The sequence below is a fragment of the Shinella sp. G-2 genome, assembly GCF_050172695.1.
GTDB lineage: Bacteria > Pseudomonadota > Alphaproteobacteria > Rhizobiales > Rhizobiaceae > Shinella.
In genome coordinates this window covers 16,725-36,640 of the sequence record NZ_JBBEYH010000025.1, presented here as the reverse complement: position 1 = coordinate 36,640, position 19,916 = coordinate 16,725, and the positions used below count along the sequence as shown (strand labels likewise).

The window sequence follows — 19,916 nt, the reverse complement described above, 5'->3', positions numbered from 1 at the left end:
GCCAAACCGTTCTCTAAAGCCGGTGCGGGAAGGAAAGGCGATTTTATTTCAAACGGACGGGAAAACCGTCCCTCAGCCGTCGATTTCCGCGCGTCCGCTGGTGAGATCGATAATCAGGCGGCCGATCTCTTCGGCCCTTTCCGCCGGCACGCGGAAGGAAAGGCGCGCGCCCGTATCGTGATAGGTTTCCTCGTCCATCACCAGGCCGGCAAAGGCGGCAAGCCGCGCCTTGACCAGCGCGAGGTCGGAAAAGCCGAGCGAGACGGAGAGTGCGGTGCGCTCGACATATTCGGTCTTGACCGCTGCGCGCAGGCAGGTCGCCGCCGTGCCGCCATAGGCGCGAATGAGGCCGCCGCTGCCGAGCAGGATGCCGCCGAACCAGCGCGTCACCACCACCAGCGTGCGGTCGAGCGCCTGGCCGTCGATGGCCTGCAGGATCGGCTTGCCGGCGGTGCCGCTCGGTTCGCCATCGTCGCTGAAGCGATAGGCCTGACCGATGCGCCAGGCCCAGCAATTGTGGTTCGCCGCCGGTACCGAGACCTCGGCCAGCCGCGCCTTCGCCTCTGCCTCGCTGTCGACCGGGCAGGCAATGGCGAGGAACCGGCTCTTGCGGATCTCCTGCTCGAAATGTTCGGGTCTATCCAGCGTGTACAAGGCGGTTACCGGGTGGGTCGTGACCGTCTCGTATCCGTTCCGGCCCGCAGGCTTCAAGGGGCAAGTAGAACACTAAATCTATAGACTATTGACAGTCGCCACGATTTCGCCATGATGCTGAACGGATCGTAACAACGACGGAGGCAGTGGCATGATGTATCTCGGTGGCGTGACGCTCGGTTACTTCAACCTCTATCCGGTCGGCTTCCAGCCGAAGACCGAAGACGCCGGTTCCGACAAGGATCGGGGCAGCGTCACGGAAGAACGGCTTCCGCTCGAAGGCAGCCGTCTTTCCGCATCCCGCCGGCCGGTCCAGTGGCCGGTGCACGTCTTTTTCTGACGCGCCCTGAAAAATCATCCCTGATTTCTTGCAAGTCCCCGGCCGTCGTCGTCAGAAGGCCGTGATGGATTCGAGGCTGAGGCCGCGGATATCGCCGGACGGTCTTGTCGCCGGATCGGTGCCGGGGCGCGGCGCAAGGCGGATCTGCTTCACGCTATCGGGCGCGAGGTGGAACCAGTTGTCCGACGGCAGGAAGCTCTCGGCCTCGATCGCCACGGATTGGGCGAAGCGTTCCGCCGACAGATCGAGCACCCAGCCCTTTGCATCCTGATGAAGCATGGCCGTGAGCTTGGCGGGAACCGCCGCCGCCCGGCCGCGCGGAAAATGGAATGCCTCGGCGACCACGGCTCCGTCCGTATCGACCAGCCGGCCGACCGTCACGTCATGCGCGGGCGCGCCGAAGCGGAAGGCATAGGTCGTATCGAAGAAGGCGCCGAAGAGCTCCGTTGCCGGCAGCGTCAGCGCCGCATGCGGCGCAAGCGCGAGCTCCCTGCGGCCCGAAACGACGGGCTGGCGACCGTGGCGCAGGCAGGTGAGCTCCAGCGTCAGGTGCCGTTCGTCGGCGCTGTCGTTGATCACATGCGCGTCGAGACCGTTCGTGCCCTCGTCGGAAAGAACGATCTGCACCGGACGGAAGGCGCGGCGCAGCGCATGCCAGGCGGATTTCGGCAGGCCCGTCGCATCGACGATGCCCCAGCCGGCGCCCGGCAGGAGATCCTGGAAGGTCCAGACGAGCGCCCCGTTGCAGGTTGATTGCGGGCGGCGCCATTCGGCGAAGGTCGCCTCCATCACCTCGCCGACGGCGGCGCGCGAGAGATCGAGATAACGGGCCGGATTCTCGCGGCGCAGGCGCGCCGGGTCTTCGCCGTAGAGGAGGCCGAGATAGTGGTCGCGCACGTCCTCGAAATCCCAGGAGGCGCCGCGGTCGCGCGGCACGCGGGCCTTCCAGCGCGGGTCGTGCACGGCCGGCACCGGCAGGTGGCTGTCGAGCGTCGGTTGTTCCGGCACATTGGCGAAGGCGAGGCTTTCGGCGGCGAAGCGCACCCCGGCGCGGCGCGCATCCTCCAGCGGCCGGCAATAGGCGCCGACACCGTAATAGTGCGTGACGCCGGCATTGGGCGAAAAGGGCATGGCGCCGCCGCTCGGGGCGTTCTCCACATAGGGCACGTCGGGCCGATGCGCGGCGACGAGGGCAGGCAGGATGTCGCGCGTCAGCGGGCCGGCCCAGGCCGCTTCCGGCAGGCCGAGCATGGCCGCCTGCTGGTCGATCTCGCTGCCGCCGCACAGGACGGCAAGGCAGGGGGCCGCGGCCGTGGCGTCGAGGAACTGCGAAGCCTCCCTGCGCACGGTCTCGATGAAAGCGGGATCGTTAGCCGGGTAATCGAAATTGGCGAACTGGAAATCCTGCCAGACCATCAGCCCCAGCTCGTCGCACAACGCGAAGAAGTCAGGCGTCTCATAGGCCATGGTGCCGCCGATGCGCAGCATGTTCATGTTCGCTTCGGCGGCGAGCGTCAGCAGCGGTTCGTAGCGTGCGCGCTCACCCGGCAGGTCGACGATATCGGCATTGGTCCACACCGCGCCGCGGCAGAAGACCCTCGCGCCGTTGACGATGAGGGCGAAGTCGCGGCCATCGGCGCCGCGGTCGATCTCGATGCGGCGGAAGCCGGTGCGGCCGAGCTTGTGGCGCGCGCCATCGACGACGAGCCAGATATCGTGCAGCACGGGCGCGCCATGCGTGCGCGGCCACCAGGCTTCGACATGGGGAATGGTGAGGCTGGCGCTGAAACTGTGATCGCCATTGGCAATCGCTTCGACGCTGACGCCGCCGCATTCCACCCTTGGCGTGGTCGCGCAGTCGAGCGTGAAGCCGATCTCCAGCTGGCCCTTGCCGTTTTCGTGAAGGCGCGCGGAGAGGCGGATGTCCGAGGCATGGGCAGGGGTCGGCCGCGACAGGCGGACCGGCCGCCAGGGGCCGGCCGCGTGAACCTCGGGGCACCAGCCGGGCATGCGGCCGAGCAGCGTGGTGCGAACGAGGCGCAGGCCCTGCGGCGTGATCATCTGCGGCCGCCAGCGGGCGCGCGGTCCGCGTTTTTCCAGATGCGGTTTCAGCGCGCGGAAGCAGAGGGCGAGGCGGTCGCTGCCGGTCAGCGTGACGGGCAGATCGTGGCGCACGAACATGCTGTCGCAGGCGTGCACGAGCGCGCCGTTCCACCAGATCTCGGTGATCGTCGCAAGACCGTCGAAATGCAGCACGGCATCGCCAGGGGCTTCGCCGGAAAGGTCGAGCACGTACCAGGCGTCGAGGTGGTCGAGCGGTTCTGGCGCGGTGCGGTCGAAGCGGCCGGCGCGTTCGAGCGCGCCTGCGACGGTGCCGGGTACAGGCGCGTCGAGGAAATCGGAAAGGTCCTGCAGCGCTGCCGGGTCGGCAGCGGCGCCGGCCGGTGTCAGGGCCATGCGCCAGCCGGTGGAGAGCGCCTTTCCGGTCTCGGACATTCCGTCTTCCTTCAGTCGATGCGGGCGGCCAACAGGGCCATCAGATTATCCCACGCTTCGATCGCAGGATCGAGCGCCGTTGCCAGCGGATCGAACTTTCGCCGCGTCACGGCGCGGGCAAGCTGGAACTGCACGGACTTCGCCGTCTCGGAAATTTTCCGCGCGGCGTCGGCAGCCTCGTTCCCGGTGCCCAGCCAGTCGAGATGGCTGCCGGCAAGCTCGAAATTGGCGCCGAGCTGGCGCAGCGTGTTGAAGGCATATTTGTGGAAGAAACCGAAGGGGCGGTCCGCCACGGCCTCGACCTGCTGCGGAAACACCTTCGCAAAGGCCGCGACGGGGTTTTCCGCCGGGCGCCGTGCAAAATGCGCGGCAAGCAGGCGCTTGGCCGCCTGGCGCAGATGCGCCGCGTCGGGCCGCTGCTCCGGGAATTTTGAAAATTCCGTATAGGGCAGGAAGGGCAGGTCCTCCGGGCCATCGTTCAGATGGAAGAGGCCGTCGAAATCCTCGCCTTCCAGCCGGAAGAAGCCGGCATTGTGGAAGTAGTCGAGCCGCTTGTTTTCAAGGTCCAGCCGGTTGATCGCCACCGTCGTCTTGCCGTGCTCCTGCCGGTAGGCGACGCCGCGGGTATCGGGCATGTAGAAACTGTCCATCTCGACGAGGCAGAGCCGGCCGCGCGCGATCTGCGTCGCGACATGGCTCTCCACCCGGTCGAAAATGGCCAGTTCCGTGCACCGGATACCGTAGAGCGTTTCGAGGTCTTCCAGCGGCACCTTGAAGAAGGTGAACTGGTCGCCCTCGAAATCCTGGGTCAGCGAAAAGCCGAGCATCGCCTCCGGGGCGGTGCCGAACGCGTTCAGCACCTCGATCCAGAGGTCGACATAGCAATTCGTCTCCGGCCACATGCGCTCCGCGTCGTGCAGCGCGTGCGGCCGGTAGGTCTCGGGATCAAGCCCGGCGAAGACGGCGGTCATGTCAGTCCTGGTATCCCAGCACCTTGCGGACATCGACCGGCCAGGCGGCGATGTCGAGGCCGTGGCGGGCGAAGAGGGCAAGCGCAATGCGCTCCAGGCCGAAACCGACGCAGGCGGTGTGCGCGACGTCGCCGTTTTCGAGGTTGAGCCCCCATTTCGCGCCGAACGCGTCCTGGTGGTAGTTGAAGCTCATGCAGGCGGTCGGCTTGGCGGCCGAGGTCACCGGGATGAGCAGCTCGAACTTCAGGTTCTGGTCGCGCTGGTTGTTGGCGAGCATGCGGCCGGCGCGGCCGAAGAACGGGTCGTTGGCCACGTCCATCGTCACGTCGAGGCCGAGCTTTGCCATCATTTCGAGGCCGCGATCCATCCAGGTCTGGCGGAAGGTCGTCACATGCTCCTGCGTGCCCATGCAGACATATTCGCGCATGCGGAACAGCTGCTGGCGGGCCGGGTCGTTCGACGGCTCATGGCGGAAGCAGTAGGACTGGAGATCGTAGAGGCCACCCTTGGCCGGCAGGCGGCCGCGCTTGGCGATCGTCGGGTAGAGCGGGTAGCAGGCCGCCGGCGTCAGCACGATGTCCGTCGCCTTCTGGTCCTTGGTCCAGTCGCCACCGACCTCCATGCATTGCAGGAGGCTCATATGGTCGAGTTCGCCGCCGCAGAAGCTGTGCACGGTGCCGGCAAGCTGCGGGAAGCTCTTCATGTAGCCGCTGGATTCGAAATGCGCGCGGTTCATGCCCGGCGGAAAGCGCATGGCTTCCGCGCCATCGACGCCGCCATAGGCGTCGATCAGCCGCTCGAAGCGGGCAATGACGTCCTCGAAGGCGCCGCTGCGGCCGTAGAGGCCTTCGACGCCCGTGTCGATGAGAAGGCCCGTATCGAAGAGCCGGTCGAGAAGGGAGGTCTGCATGTCCATGGTGTCACCCGATCAGGCTGGTGTCCTGCTTGTGGACAAGCAGGAGGTTCGACGTGTTGCCGAGGATGCGGTCGTTGGAAATCATCAACTGGGCGGAATGCGCGTCGCGCAGGTGCCGGCCGAGGCTGAACGGAGTGCCGTTCTTGTAGCCCATGATGCCGACGATCAGCATGGCCTGGTTGATGATGGCGAGGATCGTCTCGGAGGAGGCGATCTTAACGTTGTTCATCGCCACGGCGAAGCCCATGGAAGAAAGCCGGTCCGGGTCCGCCTTGGCGGCTTCATATTCCTTGAGGCCGGCGATGGTGTTGGACTTGACGAGCTGCAGCAGGTTCGACGCCTCGGCAAGGCGCAGCGCGCCGGGCGGCGTCACGCCGGGGCTCTTGCGAGCCGCGGCGCGCACGAAGGCCTGCGCCCGCGAGACCGCGTTGACCGCGATGCCGTACCAGACCGCGCTCCACAGCAGATGCGAGGTTGCGAGCATCGACTGGGCGGCGATTTCCGCGAAGGGCTTCGGAAGGATCTGCGCCTTCGGCGCCTCGCCCTTGAAGAGCCAGCCGTCCGAGCAGGTGCCGCGCATGCCGAGCGTATCCCAGACATGGGTCTGCTCCAGCGTGTACTGGTCCTTGGTGAAGACGGTCATGACCTGATCGGTCGAGGCTGCATCCGCGTGGGAGCGGGAGGTGATCAGAATGGCATCCGCATGGGCGCCGTAGGAGATGACGGTGGCGTCCTTGCTGAGACGGCAGGTGTCGCCATCGATCTCGATGGCGCAGATGCTGTTGCGCAGGTTGCCGCCGATGCCGCCTTCGGTCGTCGCCGAGGCGAGCAGCAGCTGTTCGTCGGAGACCCGGCGCATGAAGGCCGAGTGCCAGGCATCGCCCGCCCCGTGCGAAACGAGGCTCGACAGCTTGATATGGTGCATGGCGAAGACCATGGCCGCCGCCGAGCAGCTCTGGCCGAGCAGCGAGCAGACCTCGGCGATCTCGGAGATCGAGGCATCCTCGCCGCCAAGGCTGGCGGGAATCTGGATGGACAGCAGCCGCTCGGCGATCATGGCGTCGACCGCTTCCCGGGGGAAACGGCCCTTGACGTCCACGTCGTCGGCATGGGCCGCGGCCACGGCGGAAACGCGCTCGGCGCGTTCCGTGAGGCTGGAGCCGATGGTGAGGGTCATTCGGCGGCCTCCGCATTGCCGACGAGGCTCGAAACGGCCCGCGTGATCGCGTCGATGCTCTGGAAGGACTTGCGGTTGAGCAGGTTGTCGGGGAACTCCACGTCGAAGGCTTCCTCGATGCCGAGCATCACCTGCACGGAGGCGAAGGAGGACAGGCCCGCCGCATAGAGGTCGGCATCGTCGGCGAGCGTATCGACCGGAACCGGGAGGCCGCCGTGTTTGCCCAGGATATCACGGATCTTCTGCTTCATGTTCTTCTCCATCGCTTCTTGCGGCCGGACAGCTGGCCTTTGCTTATCGTTCCCGGAAGGCTTACGCCGCGGTCGATAAGATCGGCTGAAGGGACATGGATAAGATTTTGTGAAACCCTGGCGGGCGCTGGATCACCTTGAAACGCGAGGTTTCCGTCAATTCTGAAGAAATCCTGAGCAAGGCTGATTCCCCAGCAGGTTGCGGGAAGGTGGCACTGTCCCGCAACGATACGGATTGCCCCCGTTCAGCTTTCGTTAGCCACGTTGCAAAAGCGCGCGGGAAAACGGGAATCCCTGCCCAAAAAGAGGTTTACGGCAGCGCGGGGCAGGCATCCCGCCTGGCGGGGAGGGCGCCACCCGCCGCCAGCGCGGCAAGCTGCGGCCGGTCGCCGGCGGGAGTCGGCTGGATGTTGAGCGGCTCGTCCGCCGACCACCAGTCGCCCGCCGCCCAATAGGTCCAGCCGGTCCAGACGCCAGCCTCCTTGCGCACCAGCGCCGTCATGCGGGCAAGGCCATCGAGGCAGGCCGGTTCGGCCGAGCCGCCGAATTCGCCGAGGAAACCGCGTTTGCCGTTGCGCTTCAGCCAGTCGGTAAAGCGCTCCAGCGCCTTCACTGCATCGTCCGCCCGCGCACAGGCGGCGGCCTTGCCGGAGAAATCGCCGTCGAGATACTGGTGCACCTCGTAGGCGTGATTGTTGGCGGGGTCTTCGATGCCGAGCATGACGGTGCCGTTGGCGCCACCCTCCCGTGGTTCCTCCCAGCTATGCGCGCCCGTCCAGATCGTGCCCGGCACGAGCACCAAATTCATCGCACCCGTTTCCCGGATCGCCGCGATGGCGGCGTTGGCGGTGGCGAGCCATTGCGGGGCGGGCATGTCGTGCGGCTCGTTCATCAGGCCGAACTGCACGCCGGCATCGTCCTTGTAGTCCTCGGCAAGCCGCCGCCAGAAATCGGCGAAGGCGCTGTCCGGTACCGCCGGAGAGCCGATCTGCCCGTCGTCATAGTAGCCGTAGTTGTGCGGGTCGAGGATGACGGTCATGCCGGCCGCGCGCAGCGCCTTGACGGTCGCCGCAAGCCGGTCGCGTTCCGCCTTGTCGAAGCCGCGGCCAAGGCGCGGCTGCAGCCGCTCCCACTTGAACGGCAGGCGCACGGCATTGAACCCCTTGCCGGCGACATAGGCGATGGTTTCGGCGGAGGGGTAGATGTAGTCCTTGCCATAGGTGCCCCGTCCCGTGCCGAACTCGGCGCCGGCCAGGTTGATGCCGGCAAGGCAGGCCGCGCCGGCCTGGGCGGGCATGGCGAGCGCCGTGAGGCAGGCCGTCAGCCGAAAAAGCGCGCTCGCGGAAAATGAGGATCGCATGCCATGCCTCCATCGCCGCGCGCATCATGCCGGGGCCGGGCCGATCAAGCGGCAGGCAGCGTTAAGGCCGCGTTAAGCCTGCCCTTGCCGGTGCGGTGGATTTAGGCGATTGCCAGCGGGAATGCATCCGTCTAGAGCCGGAGGCATCTCTCGCGGGCGCTCTCCCCGCGCCGCCAACAGGTTCCGCTCCATGACCGTCTCCGAGACTGCCGCTCCCCTGTCCACCGCGAAGCGCCATCCGCTCCGGGTGCTGCTCTCGCTTGTCAGCGAAGAGAAGGGGCGCGTCCTGCGCGCCGTTGCCTCCTCCGTCATCAACAAGGTCTTCGACGTCATGCCGGAAATCCTCATCGGCATCGCGCTCGACGTGGTGGTGCGCGGCAAGGATTCCTTCGTGGCGAAGGTCGGCATCACCGATCCGGTGCAGCAGCTCACCCTGCTCGGCATCGCCACCTTCCTCATCTGGTTCGGCGAGTCGCTGTTCGAATATTTCTACCAGATTCTCTGGCGGGGCCTGGCGCAGGACGTGCAGCACCGGCTGCGCATCCTGTGCTACGACCACGCCCAGCACCTGCCGACGAGCTTCTACGAGGAAAACCGTTCCGGCGACCTCGTCGCCGTGCTGAACGACGACATCAACCAGCTCGAGCGTTTCCTCGACCGCGGCGCCAACGAGCTGATCCAGACCTTCTCCGCCGTCATCCTCGTCGGCGCGGTGTTCTTCATCGTCAGCCCGCTCATCGCGGTCATCGCCTTCACGCCGGTGCCGGCGATCATCGCGGGCGCCTTCTGGTTCCAGCGGCGGGCGCAGGCGCGCTACGATGCGGTGCGGGCGCGGGCCGGCGGCCTCGGCGCACGCCTCACCACCAACCTGCAGGGCCTGCAGACCATCCGGGCCTTCGGCGCCGAGGCGCGCGAGACAGCCTCGCTGACGAAGGAAAGCCTCGGTTATGTCGAGGCGAACCGTGCGGCGATCCGTGTCTCCTCCGCCTTCATCCCGATCATCCGCATGGCGATCCTTTCCGGCTTCCTCGCCACCTTCCTCATCGGCGGCTGGCTGACGCTGACCGGCCAGATGCAGGTCGGCGCCTATGGTCTCCTCGTCTTCCTCACCCAGCGCCTGCTCTGGCCGATGACCGGCCTTGCCGAGATCGCCGATCTCTACGAGCGCGCCATGGCCTCCACCCGCCGTATCCTGCGCCTGCTCGACGAGCCGCGCGGCGAACCGCACGGCGATCACGAGGCCGCGGTCGCCGGACGCTTCGAGATCGACGGCGCGGGTTTCCGCTATGCGACGAGCCCCGGCGGCGTCACGGATATCAACCTCGCCATCAAGGCGGGCGAGACGGTGGCCCTCGTCGGCCCCACCGGCAGCGGCAAGTCCACGCTCATCAAGCTGCTCGGGCTCTTCATCCGCCCGCAGAAGGGCCGCATCCTGCTCGACGGCGTGCCGCTTGCGGACTGGTCGGGCGCACGGCTGCGCAAGAGCATGGCCTGGGTGCCGCAGGAGGTGACGCTGTTTGCCGGCTCGATCGCCGACAACATCGCCTATGGCCGGCCGGAGGCGGGCCGCGCCGCGGTGGAAGAGGCCGCGCGCATGGCGGAAGCGGATGGCTTCATCCGTGACCTGCCCGACGGTTACGACAGCCAGATCGGCGAATACGGCCAGAAGCTCTCCGGCGGCCAGCGCCAGCGCATCGCGCTCGCCCGCGCCCTCCTCATCGACCCGGCCATCCTCATCCTCGATGAGGCGACGAGCGCGGTCGACAACGAGACGGAAGCGGCGATCCAGCGTTCGCTGGCCAAGATGAAGGGCAAGCGCACCGTGATCCTCGTCGCCCACCGGCTCTCGACCGTGGTCCATGCCGACGCCATCCACGTGATGGAAGCGGGGCGGATCATCCAGTCCGGTTCGCACAGTGACCTGGTCGACCGTCCCGGGCTCTATCGCAACCTCTGGAACATTCAGACGGGGCATGCGGAGATTGTCGAGGACTGAGGTTTCGGCCGGAGCGGACGGGGCGGGCTGCTCCGCGTGAAGCAGCCCGCAAGAGGTCAGTGCGCCTCGTCCCAGTTCACCGCGGCACGGGCGTCCACCTTCAGCGGCACCTTCATCGACAGCGCCGGCATGGAGGCGTTTTCCATGACGTCGACGATGACGGGGATGGTCTTGTCGACCTCGCCGTCCTCGACCTCGAAGATCAGTTCGTCGTGAACCTGCAGGAGCATGCGGGCCGAAAGGCCGGCGGCCGCAAGGGCCGGTTCCATCTTCACCATGGCGCGGCGGATGATGTCGGCGGCCGAACCCTGGATCGGCGCGTTGATCGAGGCGCGCTCGTTGAAGGCGCGCACCGAAGGGTTGGACGACTTGATCTCCGGATAATGCGCCCGGCGACCGAAGATCGTTTCGACATAGCCATGCTCCCGGGCAAAGGCCTTGGTGCTGTCCATGTAGTCCTTGATGCCGGGGAAGCGCTCGAAATACTTCTTGATGTAGTCGCTTGCCTCTGAGCGCTCGATGGAGAGCTGGTTGGCAAGGCCGAAGGCCGAGATGCCGTAGATGATGCCGAAATTGATAGCCTTCGCGCGGCGGCGGATTTCCGACGGCATTCCGGCGACCGGCACGCCGAACATTTCGGAGGCGGTCATGGCGTGAATGTCGACGCCGTCGGCAAAGGCCTGCTTCAATTGCGGGATCTCGGCGACATGGGCAAGCACGCGCAGCTCGATCTGGCTGTAGTCGGCCGAAACCAGCTTGTGGCCGGGCGTCGAGATGAAGGCCGTGCGGATCTTGCGCCCTTCGGCCGTGCGAACGGGAATGTTCTGCAGGTTCGGGTCGGAGGAGGAGAGGCGGCCGGTCGTCGTCGCGGCAAGCGCATAGGACGTGTGCACGCGCTTCGTCTCGTGATGCACGAAGCCGGGCAGCGCATCGGTATAGGTGGATTTCAGTTTGGTGAGCTGGCGCCAGTCGACGATCTTGCGCGGCAGGGGAACGCCCTGTGCGGCAAGATCCTCCAGCACCTGCGCGGAGGTCGACCATTGGCCGGTCTTGGTCTTCGACGCGCCGGGCAGGGCCATCTTGCCGAACAGGATGTCGCCGAGCTGCTTGGGCGAGCCGATGTTGAAGCGTTCGCCGGCCAGCTCGTAGATCTCGTCCTCGAAGGCGGCCGCACCCTGCGCCAGCTCGCCGGAAAGGCGCGAGAGCACCTGACGGTCGATGGTGATGCCGCGCTCTTCCATGCGGGCGAGCACCGGCACCAGAGGGCGTTCGAGGCGCTCGTAGACGGTCGTCATGCGCTCGGCGGCAAGCCGCGGCTTGAGCACGTGCCAGAGGCGCAGCGTCACGTCGGCGTCTTCCGCCGCATAGGCCGTGGCGCGGGCGATATCGACCATGTCGAAGGTCTGCGCGCCCTTGCCGGAACCGGCGACGTCCTTATAGGCGATCGGCTTGTGGCCGAGCCAGCGTTCCGAAAGCGTGTCCATGCCGTGCGTCGTCACGCCGGCATCGAGCGCGTAGGACATCAGCATCGTATCGTCGAAACCCTGAACGGTGATGCCGTGGCGGCGCATGACGAGATAGTCGTATTTGAGGTTCTGCGCCACCTTGAGGACCGACGGATCCTCCAGCAGCGATTTCAACCGTTCGAGCGCGGCGCGAATCGGAATCTGCCCTTCGGCAAGCCCGCCGCCGAGAAGATCGCCGACGCCTGTCTTGTGGTTCAGCGGCACGTAGCAGGCGCGGATCGTGGCGCCCGTCGGGTCCTTCGCATTATCGGCGATGGCGAGCGAGAAGCCGCAAAGCTCCGCCTGCATGGCGTCGAGCGAGGTCGTCTCGGTATCGAAGGCGACGAGGCCGGTTTCGCGCGCAGCGGCGATCCAGCGGTCGAGCGTCTCGAGGTCGCGCACCGTCTCATAGGTGGAATGGTCGATAGGTCCGGCGGAGAAACGTTCCGCGCGCGCGGCCGCCAGCGCTGCGGGCGTCGCTTCGCCCGGCCGCGCGGTCGGCAGCAGGATTGCCGCCGCCTCGGCCGCGGTCTCCTTGCCATCGAGCACCAGAGCGGGGCCGGCGACGTCGCCCTTGTCGAGATCGGGGCCGTGCGCCTCCGCGCCCCATTCGACCGGCACGTTGGCTGCCTCGATGGCGCTGGCGTCGCAGGCACAGTCTTCCGCCACGCGCCGCGTCAGCGTGGTGAATTCCATGGCTTTCAGGAAGGCGATGAGCTTCGGTCCGTCCTGCGGATGCAGGATCAGCGCGTCGAGCGGCATGTCGAGCGGCGTATCGGTCTTCAGTGTGACGAGCTGGCGCGACAGCAGCACGAGTTCGCGGTTGGCGATGATATTCTCGCGCCGCTTGACCTGCTTGATCTCCTCGGCGCGGGCAAGCAGCGTGTCGAGGTCGCCATATTCCTCCAGAAGCTGGGCGGCGGTCTTCGGGCCGATGCCCGGCACGCCCGGCACGTTGTCGGTGCTGTCGCCGGTCAGCGATTGCAGGTCGATCATCTTTTCCGGCGGCACGCCCCATTTCTCGATCACTTCGGGAATGGAGATCTGCTTGTCCTTCATGCCGTCATACATCGAGACGTTGGACGTCACGAGCTGCATGAGGTCCTTGTCGGAGGAGACGATGGTGACGTCCGCGCCGCTTGCCTCGGCAAGCCGCGCATAGGTGGCGATCAGGTCGTCCGCCTCGTAGCCTTCCTTCTCGATGCAGGGCAGGTTGAAGGCGCGCGTCGCGTGGCGGATGAGGCCGAACTGCGGGATCAGGTCTTCCGGCGGCGCGGTGCGGTTCGCCTTGTACTGATCGTAGAGTTCGTTGCGGAAGGTCTTCGAGGAATAGTCGAAAATGACCGCGAAATGGGTCGGCGTCACGCCCACGTCGGTGTTGCGCGCATCCTTCAGCAGCTTCCACAGCATGTTGCAGAAACCCGAGACGGCATTGACCGGCAAACCGTCCGATTTGCGGTTGAGCGGCGGGATGGCGTGGAAGGCGCGGAAGATGAAACCGGAGCCGTCGACGAGGAAGAGATGATCACCTTTTTTCATGGGGTGAATGGATAGCGCGGGCGGCCTGCCGCGTCCATCGTTCATTGCGCCCGGCAGGGCCTTTCAAGGCCCCACAGAGCCTCACGCGAACGTTACCAATTTGTAATTTTCCGGGCGGCTTGAATCCCTTGAAAAGCCACATTCGGACACACAAATATTCCTCATCGGCACCTGATCAAGCCGCTGTCTGGCATACGGCCTGTCCCCCGCCGCGCCAGACTGAGGACAAAGGCCTTATCCCCCTCTCCGGGCCTTTGTCCATAATTCGGAAGAAGCCGCCGCGACAAGCCTCCTGTCGCCGGCGGCTTCTTTCATTCCGGGCGATGCATCGCCTGCGATCCATGCTTCCGATCCCCGCCCCATCCCTGCCCGATCCCTGCCCGATCCCTGCCCGATCCCTGATTGTCTTCCGCCGCGAACCGGCATAGCCTTCCCTCCATGGACTTTGACCGGAAGGAGTCGGTGGCATACCTCGCCAATCTCCTGGCGAAGGCGGCGTCCCGCGCACTTCAGGCGCGGGCGGATGGAGCCGGCTTTGCGCCCGGCCAATTCCCCGTGCTGCTGGAATTGTGGAGCGGCGACGGTCTCACCCAGCGCGAATTGCTCGACCGGCTCGATATCGAACAGGCCACCATGGCCAACACGCTCTCCCGCATGGAGCGGGACGGGCTCATCTCCCGTCGCCGTCATCCCAAGGACAAACGCGCCCAGCTCGTCTTTCTCACGACGCGCGGCAGGAGCCTGCGCGAGACGGCGCTGACGGCCGCCTCCGCGACGGAAGAGGCGCTGTTCCAGGGCTTCCGCCGTTTCGAACGGGAGCTGGTTCTGGAATATATGCGCATGGCGCTCGCCAATCTCGGGCGCGACCCGCGCGTCTGAGCGTCGCAAGGCCGTCAGAGGATTTGCTCTCGCCGACACGATCGGTCTAATGTCGCGCCGCAGTGCTTCTGATTTGTGCCTGTTGCCATCGCAAGGCCGCGTCCCGCGTCCTGGCGCAGCAGGCTTTAGGGATTCGACCATGACCAATATTCTCCCCGTCCTCGACCGCGCCAGCGCCGATATTCCGGCCAGCCTCGAACGCCTGTTCGAGCTGGTGCGCATCAAGTCCATCTCCACCGATCCGGCCTTCAAGGCGGAGTGCCGCCGCGCGGCGGAGTGGCTGGTCGCGGAACTGCGCTCGCTCGGCTTCAACGCCACGGTGCGCGACACGCCCGGCCATCCGATGGTCGTGGCCCATCACGACGGCGCCCGGCCTGACGCGCCGCATGTCCTGTTCTACGGTCACTACGACGTCCAGCCGGTCGACCCGCTGAACCTGTGGGACAACGATCCCTTCGAGCCCGCCGTGCGCGAGGTCGAGGGCGGCCGCCGCATCATCACCGGCCGCGGCACCTCCGACGACAAGGGCCAGCTGCTTACCTTCGTGGAAGCCTGCCGTGCCTACAAGGAAACGGTCGGTGCGCTGCCGTGCCGCGTTACCATTCTTTTCGAGGGCGAGGAGGAATCGGGCTCGCCGTCGCTGAAACCGTTCATCGAGGCCAATGCCGCGGAACTGACGGCGGACTTCGCCCTCGTCTGCGACACCAGCATGTGGGACGGCGATACGCCGGCGATCTCGGCAGGCCTGCGCGGCCTCGTCGGCGAAGAGGTGATCGTCAAGGCGGCGGACCGGGATCTGCATTCCGGCTATTTCGGCGGCGCTGCGGCCAATCCCATCCACATCCTCACCGACATCCTCGCCGGCCTGCATGACGAGACCGGCCGCGTGACGCTCGACGGCTTCTACGAGGGCGTGGAAGAGACCCCGACGCAGATCAAGGCGGCCTGGGAAACGCTCGGCAAGACGGCGGAAAGCTTCCTCGGCGAGATCGGCCTGTCGATCCCCTCGGGTGAAAAGGGCCGCTCCGTGCTGGAACTCACCTGGGCGCGCCCGACGGCCGAGATCAACGGCATCACCGGCGGCTATACCGGCGAGGGCTTCAAGACGGTCATCGCGGCGGAAGCCTCGGCCAAGGTCTCCTTCCGCCTCGTCGGCAAGCAGGACCCGGCCAGGATCCGCGACGCGTTCCGCGCCTATGTGCGCGCCAAGATCCCGGCGGACTGCTCGGTGGCCTTCCACGCCCATGGCGGCTCGCCGGCGATCCAGCTTCCCTACGATTCGGACCTCCTGAACAAGGCCAAGTCCGCGCTGTCGGACGAATGGCCCAAACCGGCCGTCGTCATCGGCATGGGCGGCTCCATCCCGATCGTCGGCGATTTCCAGAAGATGCTCGGCATGGAATCCCTGCTCGTCGGCTTCGCGCTGTCGGACGACCGCATCCATTCGCCGAACGAGAAATACGAGCTGCGCTCCTTCGAGAAGGGCATCCGCTCCTGGGTGCGGATCCTCGCCGCGCTCGCGGCGCGCTGACGCAGATGTGATGACGATGTTGGCCGGCATTAACCGCGAAGAACGGAAATGCTGGCCAACTGATCAACGACAAGGGCCGCACGCCGCAAGGCGATGACAGGCCCGCACGATGGGGAAAGGGCAAGGATGGCGCCAGGACGGAACGTGAAGGATTTCTGCTGCTCGGGCGGCGATGCGCTGGAAACCGGGGGCAAGGCAGGATGAAGCGGCTCAGGAAGTTCTTCTGGCCGCTCGTCAGTACCATCGCCATCGCCCTGTCGGTCTATATTCTCTACAGGGACCTGCGCGGCCTTTCGCTCGACGAGTTCGTGGCGAGCCTGCACGCCATTCCCGTCTCCGGCTGGGTCCTTGCCTGCCTCGCCACGCTTCTGGCCTATGCGGCGCTCGCGGCCTACGATCACCTGGCGCTCGAACATCTCGGCCACCGCATCTCGCTGTGGTTCATCACCCTGACCTCCTTCACCACCTATGCCCTGTCGCACAATATCGGCGCCTCGGTCTTCTCCGGGGCGCTCGTGCGCTACCGGGCCTACACGTCGAAAGGGCTGACGGGATCGGAGGTCGGGCTTCTCGTCGCCTTCTGCTCCTTCACCTTCGCGCTCGGCACCGTCATGCTGTTCGGCTTCGTGCTGGTGCTGGAGCCCGAGATCATCGGGCGGTTTTCCAATTTCCTGCCCATCGAGGCGGCGCTCTCCACCGGGTTCGTCATCCTGGCGCTGGTAGCGCTCTATGTCGTCGGCAGTCTCGTTGGCTTCAAGCCGGTCAACACCCGCTGGCTGAAACTCGAATATCCCAAGCCGTCGCTGGTTTTCCGCCAGCTCATCATCGCGCCCATCGAACTGATCGGCGCGGCGGCGATCATCTATTTCGTGCTGCCGGCAGAGGGCAATCCCGGCTATTTCGTCGTGCTCGGCATATTCCTCGCCTCCTTCTCCGTCGCACTGCTCTCGCATGCGCCGGGCGGCATCGGCGTGCTGGAACTCGTCTTCATCGCCGGTCTGCCGGATATGGATCCCGCGGCGGTGCTGGCAGCACTCGCCGTCTTCCGCCTGTTCTACCTCATCATTCCCTTCATCATGGCGCTGGTGGTGATCCTCGTCTACGAGCGGTCGCGTTTCATCGCCCGGTCGCGCGGCGGCGAGGATTGAAACCGCAGATGGTTTCGGTTCATGCACGGTTCAGGCGAATTCTTTCATGCTGTGATCCGTCTAGTTCACTGTAAAACAGTGACATCCAAGGGAGACCGACATGAAGACAACGATCAAGACCGGCCTTTCCGCCGCCCTGGCCGCCGCCATGTTCGCCACGACCTTCGTCGCAGCGCCGGCTTTCGCCATGCCGCTGCCGAACGCCGGCGTTTCTCAGACCTCCAACGTCGAGCAGGTGCAGTATTATCGCGAACGTCGCGGCTGGCATAACGGCCATCGCGGCTACCGTCACGAGCGCCGTGGCTATCGCCGCCACTCGGACGGCTGGTGGTATCCGCTGGCGGCCTTCGGCGCGGGCGCGATCATCGGTGGCGCGATCGCCAATGACGGCTATGCCGAGCCGCGCTACGAGGGCATCAATCCGCGCCACACCGACTGGTGCTATGCGCGCTACCGCTCGTACCGCGCCTATGACAACACCTATCAGCCCAATTACGGCCCGCGGCGCGAATGCCTCTCGCCCTATTATTGAGACAGGTCTTTCGGGCGGCTCACGGGCCGCCCGATCTCTTCCCGGGTCGGGGCCTTGTCGCTAAAGGCATGAACGCGCGTTCACCGCTTCTTAACCACCCCTTAAATCGCCGCATTTAAAGTTCAACGGACGGCAACGTTCCGAGGGCACAACCGACCGCTTATGGCAGCCAATCGAAAATCCCAGCGCATCGAACCGTCCTTCCAGGCATCGGGAGGACGCGAAGACGACGACGACTTCCACGTCGGCGCGGGTGATCGTGTTGCCGGCGGCGGGGGCCGCAAGGGTCGTGGCAAGCCGCCGAAGGCCGAGCGGCCGCGGCGCGGCGCCTCCGCCCGGCGCCGGGAACCGTCCGGCGGCATTTTCGGCCTCTTCCGCAGGCTCGTCTACTGGTGTGTCGTGCTCGGCATCTGGGGCGCCATCGGCGTCGGCGGCCTCGTTCTCTACTACGGCGCGCGCATGCCGAGCGCCACGAGCTGGTCGATCCCGGACCGGCCGCCCAATATCAAGATCCTCGCCGTCAGCGGCGACGCCATCGCCAACCGCGGTCTCACCGGCGGCGAGGCGCTGTCGCTGGAAAACATGTCGCCCTATATCCCGCAGGCCGTCATCGCCATCGAGGACCGGCGCTTCTATTCGCATTTCGGCATCGACCCGCTTGGCCTTGCCCGCGCCATGCTGACCAACATCACCACCGGCCGCATGGTGCAGGGCGGCTCGACGCTGACGCAGCAGCTCGCCAAGAACATGTTCCTCTCGCCGGAGCGCACGCTGGAGCGCAAGGTGCAGGAAGTGCTGCTCGCCCTCTGGCTGGAGCATAAATATTCCAAGGACCAGATCCTTGCGATGTATCTCAACCGCGTCTTCTTCGGTTCCAATTCCTACGGCGTGGAAGCCGCGTCGCGGCGCTATTTCAACAAGTCGGCCCGCGACGTGAACCTCGGCGAGGCAGCGTTGCTCGCCGGTCTTCTCAAGGCGCCTTCGCGCCTTTCGCCCGCCCGCGATCCGGAAGCGGCGGAAGCGCGCGCCCAGGTCGTTCTCGGCGCCATGCGCGAGGAAGGCTACGTCACCGACACCGAGATCAAGACCGCGATGTCGCAGACGCCGGCCCGCGCCAAGAGCTACTGGTCCGGCGCGCAGCACTATGCCGCCGACATGGTCATGGCCCAGCTTCCCGGCATGATCGGCGACATCAAGGAAGACCTCGTTGTCGACACGACGATCGATCTCGATCTCGAGAAGAAGGCCGACGAGGCGATCTCCGCCGTGCTGGACAAGGAAGGCGAGAAGCTGAACGCTTCGCAGGCCGCGCTCGTCTCCATCGACGGCACGGGTGCGATCCGCGCGCTCGTCGGCGGGCGAGACTATGCGGAAAGCCAGTTCGACCGTGCCTCCAAGGCCAAGCGCCAGCCCGGTTCGGCCTTCAAGCCCTTCGTCTACGCGGCGGCGCTGGAAGCCGGCCGTTCGCCGCTTTCCGTGCGCAACGACGCGCCGGTGAAGATCGGCAAATGGACGCCGGAGAACTACGACCAGAAATACCGCGGCGAGGTGACGCTCGCCTCGGCGCTCGCCAATTCGCTGAACACCATCGCCGCCCAGCTCGTCATGGAGGTCGGCCCGGACGAGGTGATCAAGCTCGCCCGCCGGCTCGGCATCGAATCGGAGCTGCAGTCGAACGCCTCCATCGCGCTCGGCACCTCGGAGGTGACGCTGGTGGAGCTGACCGCCGCCTATGCGCCCTTCATGAACGGCGGCTACAAGGCGACGCCGCATATCATCCGTCGCATCTCCACCTCGGACGGCAAGGTGCTCTACGAGAACACCTACGACAATCCGCCCCGCGTGCTGGAGCCCAACATCGTTTCCCAGATGAACGGCATGATGATGCGCGTCATCACCGAGGGTACCGGCAAGAATGCCCGCATTCCCGGCTGGCCGGCCGCCGGCAAGTCCGGTACGACGCAATCCTTCCGTGACGCGCTCTTCGTCGGCTATACGAGCAACCTGACGACCGGCGTCTGGTTCGGCAACGACGACGGCAAGTCGATGAAGAAGGTGACGGGCGGCGGGCTTCCGGCCAAGGCCTGGAGCCAGTTCATGACCGCCGCCCATGCCGGCCTGTCGCCCTCGCCGCTCTTCGGCACGGTGAACGGCGAGCCCGTTCTGGACGGCACCCAGCCGGTGCCGCAGGAAGGCGGCGACGAACTCTTCGACATCATCTCCCGTACGCTCGGCACCGACGAGCGGCCGGCCGGCAACGGCGAGGCGGTGGCAAGCGACCAGACCGGCGCGGCCCCCCTCGACGACGGCCTCATTCCGCCGGCCGAGGTCGGCGGCGAACGCCAGACGGGCACGCGTCGCACGACGCTCCTGGATTTCCTCGTCGGCGGCTGACGCCATCGCGCGGCAATGCCTGACGGACGCGCCGCCAGGCCCGGCAATGGCGTCGCCGCGTCACCCGTTTTCCCGGAATTTGCGGCCGAGACGTCGCCTTTCCCGGGGCGGAGGCGCTTTCCGTCCGCAAGGCCCGCAAGAACTTCACGCGATCCCTTGAATCGCGCGGGCGATTGCGGTTGATTGCGGATTGGGACGACGGTGTAGGAATTCCTTCCAGACATGCT

15 protein-coding genes are annotated in these 19,916 nt (G+C 66.0%); 7 read left to right on the top strand and 8 right to left on the bottom strand.

The window, feature by feature from the left end:
* Nucleotides 1-72: 72 nt before the first annotated feature.
* The gene (locus V8U06_RS24380) at nucleotides 73-654 is read right to left on the bottom strand and encodes an IMPACT family protein (protein ID WP_427142878.1); all 582 of its coding nucleotides are present in this window, start codon (nucleotides 652-654) and stop codon (nucleotides 73-75) included.
* Between the two features lie 151 nt (nucleotides 655-805).
* On the opposite strand from V8U06_RS24380, the gene V8U06_RS24375 reads away from it, so the two are divergent.
* A complete protein-coding gene (locus V8U06_RS24375; protein WP_226921297.1) occupies nucleotides 806-994 on the top strand; it encodes a hypothetical protein in 189 nt (62 codons plus the stop codon).
* Nucleotides 995-1,045: 51 nt separating this feature from the next.
* On the opposite strand, the gene V8U06_RS24370 is transcribed toward V8U06_RS24375, so the two are convergent.
* The 6 genes from V8U06_RS24370 to V8U06_RS24345 all read right to left on the bottom strand — a co-directional run bounded on the left by V8U06_RS24370 (nucleotide 1,046) and on the right by V8U06_RS24345 (nucleotide 8,165).
* Nucleotides 1,046-3,490 (bottom strand): glycosyl hydrolase 2 galactose-binding domain-containing protein, encoded by a 2,445-nt coding sequence (locus tag V8U06_RS24370; protein ID WP_427142877.1) that lies wholly within the window; start codon nucleotides 3,488-3,490, stop codon nucleotides 1,046-1,048.
* Between the two features lie 11 nt (nucleotides 3,491-3,501).
* Nucleotides 3,502-4,461 carry a DUF1839 family protein gene (locus tag V8U06_RS24365; RefSeq protein WP_427142876.1) on the bottom strand — a complete coding sequence of 320 codons (960 nt, stop codon included), beginning with the start codon at nucleotides 4,459-4,461 and terminating at the stop codon, nucleotides 3,502-3,504.
* Nucleotide 4,462: 1 nt separating this feature from the next.
* Entirely contained in the window at nucleotides 4,463-5,377 is a 915-nt protein-coding gene (locus V8U06_RS24360; protein ID WP_226921291.1) for an amino acid--[acyl-carrier-protein] ligase, read from the bottom strand.
* Between the two features lie 4 nt (nucleotides 5,378-5,381).
* The gene (locus V8U06_RS24355) at nucleotides 5,382-6,554 is read right to left on the bottom strand and encodes an acyl-CoA dehydrogenase family protein (protein ID WP_226921289.1); all 1,173 of its coding nucleotides are present in this window, start codon (nucleotides 6,552-6,554) and stop codon (nucleotides 5,382-5,384) included.
* Nucleotides 6,551-6,805 (bottom strand): acyl carrier protein, encoded by a 255-nt coding sequence (locus V8U06_RS24350; RefSeq protein ID WP_226921288.1) that lies wholly within the window; start codon nucleotides 6,803-6,805, stop codon nucleotides 6,551-6,553. Before V8U06_RS24350 ends, V8U06_RS24355 begins: the two co-directional genes overlap by 4 nt.
* A 310-nt stretch (nucleotides 6,806-7,115) precedes the next feature.
* A complete protein-coding gene (locus V8U06_RS24345; RefSeq protein ID WP_427142875.1) occupies nucleotides 7,116-8,165 on the bottom strand; it encodes a glycoside hydrolase family 5 protein in 1,050 nt (349 codons plus the stop codon).
* A gap of 190 nt (nucleotides 8,166-8,355) precedes the next feature.
* On the opposite strand from V8U06_RS24345, the gene V8U06_RS24340 reads away from it, so the two are divergent.
* A complete protein-coding gene (locus V8U06_RS24340; protein ID WP_427142874.1) occupies nucleotides 8,356-10,161 on the top strand; it encodes an ABC transporter ATP-binding protein in 1,806 nt (601 codons plus the stop codon).
* Between the two features lie 56 nt (nucleotides 10,162-10,217).
* Here the strand turns inward: V8U06_RS24340 and polA are convergent, their stop codons facing one another.
* Entirely contained in the window at nucleotides 10,218-13,205 is a 2,988-nt protein-coding gene (gene polA, locus V8U06_RS24335; RefSeq protein ID WP_427142873.1) for a DNA polymerase I, read from the bottom strand.
* Nucleotides 13,206-13,643: 438 nt separating this feature from the next.
* Between polA and V8U06_RS24330 the strand changes: the two genes are divergently transcribed.
* The 5 genes from V8U06_RS24330 to V8U06_RS24310 all read left to right on the top strand — a co-directional run bounded on the left by V8U06_RS24330 (nucleotide 13,644) and on the right by V8U06_RS24310 (nucleotide 19,689).
* On the top strand, nucleotides 13,644-14,084 hold the full coding sequence (locus V8U06_RS24330) for a MarR family winged helix-turn-helix transcriptional regulator (RefSeq protein ID WP_427142872.1): 441 nt from the start codon (nucleotides 13,644-13,646) through the stop codon (nucleotides 14,082-14,084).
* Nucleotides 14,085-14,223: 139 nt separating this feature from the next.
* Nucleotides 14,224-15,615: a M20/M25/M40 family metallo-hydrolase gene (locus V8U06_RS24325; RefSeq protein WP_427142871.1), complete on the top strand. Its 1,392-nt coding sequence runs from the start codon at nucleotides 14,224-14,226 to the stop codon at nucleotides 15,613-15,615.
* 200 nt (nucleotides 15,616-15,815) lie between these two features.
* On the top strand, nucleotides 15,816-16,763 hold the full coding sequence (locus V8U06_RS24320; protein WP_427142870.1) for a lysylphosphatidylglycerol synthase domain-containing protein: 948 nt from the start codon (nucleotides 15,816-15,818) through the stop codon (nucleotides 16,761-16,763).
* Between the two features lie 100 nt (nucleotides 16,764-16,863).
* Nucleotides 16,864-17,295 carry a BA14K family protein gene (locus V8U06_RS24315; protein WP_226921272.1) on the top strand — a complete coding sequence of 144 codons (432 nt, stop codon included), beginning with the start codon at nucleotides 16,864-16,866 and terminating at the stop codon, nucleotides 17,293-17,295.
* A 162-nt stretch (nucleotides 17,296-17,457) separates the two neighbouring features.
* Nucleotides 17,458-19,689 (top strand): transglycosylase domain-containing protein, encoded by a 2,232-nt coding sequence (locus tag V8U06_RS24310; RefSeq protein WP_427142869.1) that lies wholly within the window; start codon nucleotides 17,458-17,460, stop codon nucleotides 19,687-19,689.
* Nucleotides 19,690-19,916: the final 227 nt, after the last annotated feature.